The sequence below is a fragment of the Leifsonia sp. HAY1-4F genome, from assembly GCF_056755275.1.
The window spans coordinates 21,702-28,202 of sequence record NZ_JBNDHX010000045.1; the positions used below are offsets into that span (position 1 = coordinate 21,702).

5 protein-coding genes are annotated in these 6,501 nt (G+C 72.1%); 1 reads left to right on the forward strand and 4 read right to left on the reverse strand.

Going from position 1 to position 6,501, the window contains the following annotated elements; all coding sequences use genetic code 11:
• Positions 1-67 precede the first annotated feature (67 nt).
• Positions 68-1,282 (forward strand): MFS transporter, encoded by a 1,215-nt coding sequence (locus ACPYOG_RS10385; protein WP_481294152.1) that lies wholly within the window; start codon positions 68-70, stop codon positions 1,280-1,282.
• 75 nt (positions 1,283-1,357) lie between these two features.
• Here ACPYOG_RS10385 and araA read toward each other — a convergent pair whose 3' ends face one another.
• Genes araA through ACPYOG_RS10405 form a run of 4 tightly spaced genes read right to left on the reverse strand, consistent with a single transcriptional unit; the run spans position 1,358 to position 6,292 of the window.
• Entirely contained in the window at positions 1,358-2,875 is a 1,518-nt protein-coding gene (gene araA, locus ACPYOG_RS10390; protein ID WP_481294153.1) for an L-arabinose isomerase, read from the reverse strand.
• Positions 2,875-3,576 (reverse strand): L-ribulose-5-phosphate 4-epimerase, encoded by a 702-nt coding sequence (locus ACPYOG_RS10395; protein WP_481294154.1) that lies wholly within the window; start codon positions 3,574-3,576, stop codon positions 2,875-2,877. Before ACPYOG_RS10395 ends, araA begins: the two co-directional genes overlap by 1 nt.
• Positions 3,573-5,243, reverse strand: coding sequence for a xylulokinase (locus tag ACPYOG_RS10400; RefSeq protein ID WP_481294156.1), 1,671 nt, complete (start codon positions 5,241-5,243; stop codon positions 3,573-3,575). Before ACPYOG_RS10400 ends, ACPYOG_RS10395 begins: the two co-directional genes overlap by 4 nt.
• Before the next feature lie 50 nt (positions 5,244-5,293).
• Positions 5,294-6,292, reverse strand: a complete 999-nt coding sequence (locus ACPYOG_RS10405; RefSeq protein ID WP_481294155.1) for a LacI family DNA-binding transcriptional regulator — start codon at positions 6,290-6,292, stop codon at positions 5,294-5,296.
• Positions 6,293-6,501: the final 209 nt, after the last annotated feature.

Genomic DNA, 6,501 nt, shown 5'->3' on the forward strand with positions numbered 1-6,501 from the left:
CGGACCGATTCTCTCCATCGGTTATTTCCGCTGGGCCCGATGGATGCCCGGGGCGCATCATCGGATCATGACCAGCACGCTCGACACCATCCCCGCCCGCTTCCGCCTCCGTCACGGCGCGGGCTTCTGGGTCATCGCGGCAGCATTCCTCGCGGTGATGGCATTCTCGACCATCCCCACTCCGCTGTATTCGCTGTACCAGGCGCGGGACGGCTTCCCGACCTGGGTCGTGACGGTCATCTTCGCGGCGTACGCGGTGGGCGTCATCGCCAGCCTCTTCCTCATCGGGCACCTCAGCGACTGGGCCGGGCGGCGGCGGATGGTGCTGATCGCGGTACTGCTCGAGATCGTGGCCGCCGCGCTCTTCCTGGTGTGGAACGACGTGGCCGGCCTCATCGTGGCGCGGATCGTCTCCGGTGTGGGAGTCGGCGCGCTCACTGCGAGCGCGACCGCCCATCTGAGCGAGCTCCGGGCGGTCGCGCGGCCGAAGGACGGTCCGCGCCTGGCGGGCACCGTCTCCACCGTCGTCAACACGGGAGGCCTCGCGCTCGGTCCCCTGATCGCCGGCGCCTTCGCCCAGCTGCTCCCGCAGCCGCTCGTGCTGCCGTACGCGGTGTTCCTGCTGATCCTGGCCGTGGCCGCCGTCGCCGTCGCGCTGGTGCCGGAGACGGTCGAGCGCGCGGAGGAGCGGCCGGCGTACCGCCCGCAGCGCATCTCGCTCCCGGCGGAGGCGCGCGGGGCGTTCTCCGCGGCGGCGGTCGCCGCGTTCGCCGGCTTCGCGGTGTTCGGGCTGTTCACGTCTCTGGCGCCGAGCGTGCTGGCCGGGACGCTGCACCAGACCTCGCACCTGCTGGCCGGCTTCGTGCCGTTCGCGGTGTTCGCCGCCTCCGCGGTATCGCAGATCGTCTTCGCCCGGCTGGGTACCCGCGCCCAACTGATCCTGGCGCTGGCGCTCATGCTGGCCGGCCTCGGCGGCTTGGCGGCGGGCGTGCTGTCGGCATCCCTCGCGGCGTTCGTCGTCAGCGGGGTGCTGGCCGGCGCCGGCGTCGGCCTGCAGTTCCGCTCCGCCATCGCAGTGGCGGCGTCGCTGGCGGCTCCCGAGCGCCGGGGCGAGGTGCTCGCGGCGATCTTCCTGATCGCCTACATCGGCCTGGCGCTGCCCGTCCTGCTCGTCGGTGTCGCGCTCATCCTCTGGCCGCTGGTCACGGTGCTGGTGGTCTTCGTCGCGGCGGTCGGGGTACTGTCCATCCCCGCCGGCCTCCGGATGCTCCGCCGTACCTGACCGGATCCCGCCGGAGGGCACCCCGTTGCGGTCACGATGACGCGTGCGACGAGGTGCCCTCCGACGAGAGGGACGTCAGATCCCGCGGGCGAGGCGGTAGTACGCCGCGTTGCCCTCGAGGTCGCGGCGGAACTGCCGCAGCGTGGTCGACTCGTCGATGACGAGCAGCTCGGTGCGTGCCATCCGGGCGAAGTCCTCGAACACCTCGACGCCGACAGCCGTGCTCATGACGGTGTGGTGCGCGGCCCCCGCCTCCAGCCACGCGGTGGCGGAGGTGGTGAAGTCGGGCGCCGGCTTCCAGACGGCGCGACCGACCGGGAGCTTGGGCAGCGGGGCCGACGGCTCCACGACCTCCACGACGTTGGCGACCAGGCGGAAGCGGTCCCGCACGTCCGACAGGGCCACGACCACCGCGGGACCGGAGTCGGCCGTGAAGACCAGGCGCACCGGGTCGTCCTTGCCGCCGATGCCGAGCGGGTGCACCTCGAGGGTCGGCTTGGCCGACGACAGGGACGGGCTCACCTCGAGCATGTGCGCGCCGAGGATGCGCTCGTCGCCGGGCGTCAGGTCGTAGGTGTAGTCCTCCATGAGGGAGGCGCCACCCGGGAGCCCCGCGCCCATCACGTTGGCCGCGCGGACCAGGACCGCGGTCTTCCAGTCGCCCTCCGCGCCGAAACCGTATCCCTCGGCCATCAGACGCTGCACCGCGAGACCGGGCAGCTGCTTCAGGTCGCCCAGGTCTTCGAAGCTGGTGGTGAAGGCGCCGAAGCCGCCCTCCTCCAGGAAGGAGCGCAGACCCAGCTCGATCGCGGCGCCGTCGCGCAGCGACTGGTGGCGCTCACCGCCGCGGCGGAGCTCCGGCGCGACGTCGTACAGCTCCTCGTACTCGGCGACCAGGGCGTCGACGGCCTCCGTGGATGCGGCGGCCACCGCCGCTGCGAGCTCGTTCACGCCCCAGGTGTTCACCTGGACGCCGAAGACGTGCTCGGCCTCCGTCTTGTCGCCCTCGGTCACGGCGACGAACCGCATGTTGTCTCCGAAGCGGGCGAGCTTCAGGGTGCGGGTGGCCGCGTGTCCGGCGGCGGCGCGCATCCACGTTCCGACCCGTGCAGCAACGACCGGGTTGGAGACGTGGCCGGCGACGGTCGTGCGGGGGACCCCGAGGCGGGTCAGGATGTAGCCGAACTCGCGGTCGCCGTGGGCGGCCTGGTTCAGGTTCATGAAGTCGAAGTCGATCTCGGCCCAGGGCAGCTCCACGTTCGCCTGCGTGTGCAGGTGCAGGAGCGGCTTCTGGAGGGCGTCGAGGCCCGTGATCCACATCTTCGCGGGGCTGAAGGTGTGCATCCACGCGATCACGCCGATCACGCGGTCGTCGGCATTCGCCTCCAGCATGATGCGGCGGATGGCGTCGGAGTCGGTGAGGACCGGCTTCCACACGATGCGGACCGGCACAGCGGAGGAGGCGCCCAGCTCGTCGGCGATGGCGCGCGACTGGTCGGCGACCTGGGCGAGGGTCTCGGGGCCGTACAGGTGCTGGCTCCCGGTCAGGAACCAGACCTCATAGACATCGAGGGAGGTGGTGAGCTTCGGCATCAGGAGATGGATCCTTCCGGGTTCTGTCCGTACACGTTCTGATAGCGGTCGAAGAGGCTGTCGATCGCCTCCTGCGGGATGGGGACGATGTCACCGCCCTGGCGGGCGATGTGCATCGTGCGCGCGACGTCCTCGGCCATGACGGCGGCCTTCACGGCATCCCGCGCGTCCTTGCCGATGGTGAAGACGCCGTGATTCTGCATGAGGACCGCACGGCTGCGGTGCCCCGTCAGGGTCTGGACGATGCCGCGTCCGATGGAGTCGTCGCCGATGATCGCGAACGGACCCACCGGGATGTCGCCGCCGAACTCGTCCGCCATCGCGGTGATGGCGCAGGGGATGGGCTCGGCGCGCGCCGCCCAGGCCGTGGCGTAGGTCGAGTGCGTGTGCACGACCCCGCCGACCTCGGGCATGTTCCGGTAGACGAAGGCATGCGCCGCGGTGTCCGAGGAGGGCGAGCGCTCGGAGCCCAGGGAGCCGGGGACGACCGCGCCGTCGAGGGTGCAGAGGATCATGTTCTCGGGCGCCAGGTCGTCGTAGTCGACGCCGCTCGGCTTGATGACGAAGAAGCCCTCGCCCGGGACGCGTTCGGAGACGTTGCCGCCGGTCCAGACGACGAGCCCGTAACGGACGAGCTCGGCGTGGAGGGCGGCGACGCGCTCGCGGGCGGCGCGGACGGCGGCGGATTCGGCGGGGGTCACTGGTCGGTTCCTTCCGGGGTGGCGGGGGCGGTTGCGTCGGGGCTGGCAGTGTCCGGCAGCGCGACGACCGCTGCGCGCTCGACGGCGAGGCCGGCGTCGTAGCGGTCGAGGTAGGCGGCGAAGCCCGCGACATCCTCCGCGCTCGGCTCGGCGGTCTCGAATGCGACGTCGCGGAACACGCTGTCCCGCAGGTACGTGTCGAGGTCATGACCCGTCCCGGCGCGCGAGCCGAGGTAGGCGGCGAGCACGGCGATCCCCCACGCTCCCCCTTCGGAGGCGGTGTGCGCGACCGAGACCGGGGCGTCGAGAGCGCCGGCGAGGAAACGCTGCGCCACGCCGGCGGTGCGGAACACCCCGCCGTGGGCGAGCATCCGGTCGAGCGCCACGCCCTCCTGGGCGAGGACGCGCATCCCGAGCGCCAGGGTCGCGAAGACGCCGTACACCTCGGCGCGCATCAGGTTGCCGAGGGTGAAACGGCTGCCGGGTGTGCGGACGAGCAGCGGTCGTCCCTCGTCGAGGCCCGCGATCGGCTCCCCGGCCAGGTGGTTGTAGGCGAGCAGGCCGCCGGCGTCGTCCTCGCCGGTCAGAGCCTCGCGCAGCAGCGTCTCGAACACGGCGTCGGGCTCGGCAGGGCTGCCGGAGGCCGCGGCGAACCGGCCGAACAGGCCCGCCCACTCCGCGAGCTCGCTGGCGCCGTTGTTGCAGTGCACCATCGCGACGGGGTCGCCCGCAGGCGTGGTCACGACATCCAGTTCGTCATGCACCTCGGCGAGTGGACGCTCCAGCACGACCATCGCGAAGATGCTCGTGCCTGCGCTGACGTTGCCGGTGCGCGGCGCGACCGAGGCGGTCGCGACCATCCCGGTTCCCGCGTCGCCCTCGGGCGGGCATAGCGGTACGCCGGGACGCAGGGCGCCGGACGGGTCGAGGAGGGCGGCGCCCTCTGCGGTCAGCTCGCCGGCCGGCTCCCCGGCCGAGAGCACCTCCGGCAGCAGGTCGCGCAGCGGCGGGATGCGGCCGGCGGCCAGGCCGTCGTAGCGGGCGACGAGGGCGTCGTCGTAGTCCGTCGTGGCCGGGTCGATCGGGAACATGCCCGACGCATCGCCCACGCCGAGCACCCGCCGGCCGGTCAGCTGCCAGTGCACGTAACCCGCGAGGGTGGTGACGAAGCGGACCGAGGGGATGTGCGGCTCGGCGTCGATCACGGCCTGGTGCAGGTGGGCGATCGACCAGCGGAGCGGGATGTTGACCCCGAGCAGCTCGGTCAGCTCGCGCGCGGCGGCGCCCGTGCTGGTGTTGCGCCAGGTGCGGAACGGGACGAGGAGCTCGTCCCGCTCGTCGAAGGCGAGGTAGCCGTGCATCATCGCCGAGACGCCGAGCGCTCCGATGGTCGTCGGTGCGACGCCGTGGCGCTGCTCGGCGTCGGCGACGAGGCCGGCGTAGGCGGCGCGGAGTCCGGTCCAGACCTCCTCCAGCGAGTAGGTCCAGCGCCGGTCGACGTAGGAGTTCTCCCACTCGTGGGCGCCGACGGCGAGAACGACCGACGGATCGTCGGCATCCACCAGGCACGCCTTGATCCGCGTCGAGCCCAGCTCGATGCCGAGGGCGGTGCGTCCGGCGGCGATGGCTTCGCGTGCGCGGGCGTCGGGTGCGGCGTCGGGCTGCATGGCATCCACTCCTTTGTGACCGGTCACATTGACAGAGGAAGCATACGCCATCAGGCCGAGTCGCGCACGACAAGCACCGGTGCAACGGGCTCCTCGAAGCCGAGGTCCCCGCCCTCGATGAGCGACACCAGCCGGGCGACGCACCGCCGTCCCAGCTCGTCGAACTCCTGCCGCACAGTCGTGAGCGGCGGGGCGAAGAACGCGGCCTCGGGGATGTCGTCGAATCCGACGACGGCGAGTTCGTCCGGCACCGCGCGTCCTGCGAGCCGGGCCGCGTAGAGCACTCCGAGCGCCATCTGGTCATTGGAGGCGAACACCGCCGAGATCGCCCGGTCTCCTACCAGGGCCGCGCCGATCGCGGCACCGGACGCCGCCGTCCAGTCGCCCTCGGGCGAGACCACCGGATCGGCGCCGGCCGCCGCCATCTCGGACAGGAACCCCTCGCGTCGCGCCCGCGCCTCCGTCCAGTCGCCCGGACCGGTCAGATGCGCGATCCTCCGATGGCCGGCAGCGAGCAGGTGGCGGGTGGCCAGTCGCGCGCCGAGCACCTGGTCCACGAAGACGCCTTCGTCGCCGGCCCCGCCCGCCCCGTGGAGCGTGACCGAGGGGACGGACAGCGAGAACTGCGCCATCGCATCCTGCACCCGCTGCTGCGGGGCGATCACGACCACACCCTCCACGGCCTGCGCGCGTAGGTGGTCGAGGGCAGCCTCCAGGTCGTCGGAGTCGAGGGACCCGGCATGCGCCACGGTGACCGTGTAACCGGCGTCGCGACCGGCACGCTCCACCGCGTCGATGCTCGAGGCCGGCCCGAACAGAGAGGACGTGGATGCAGCCAGCACGCCGATCGTCCGCGAGCGCGCCGTCGTCAGCATCCGCGCGGCGCGATTCGGGCGGAAGTCCAGATCGGTCATCGCCTCGAGCACGCGCTCCCGCGTCTCGGGCCGGATGCTCGGATGGTCGTTGAGCACGCGCGACACCGTCTGGCGCGAGACGCCCGCCGCAGCGGCCACCTCGCGCACCCCCGGGGCACGCCCTGGCTCGCTCACGTCCACACCTCCTGCACATCCACACCCTAGGGGAGCCGGGCCGGCCGGCCGGACCGACCTGGCCACCTGGCTGGCTCGCCGGCCGATGGCCCGCCTGCATGTCTGGCCGCCTGACCTGCCTCCCCGCCTGACCTGCCTACCCGCCTAACCTGCCTACCCGCCTGACCTGCCTCTGTCTCTTATACACATCTGACGCTGCCGACGACGGA

Excerpts from the sequence above, each read along its gene's own strand:
- araA (WP_481294153.1), bottom strand. The coding sequence starts at position 2,875 with ATGCCGAAGCTCACCACCTCCCTCGATGTCTATGAGGTCTGGTTCCTG.
- ACPYOG_RS10400 (WP_481294156.1), bottom strand. The coding sequence starts at position 5,243 with ATGCAGCCCGACGCCGCACCCGACGCCCGCGCACGCGAAGCCATCGCC.
- ACPYOG_RS10385 (WP_481294152.1), top strand. The coding sequence starts at position 68 with ATGACCAGCACGCTCGACACCATCCCCGCCCGCTTCCGCCTCCGTCAC.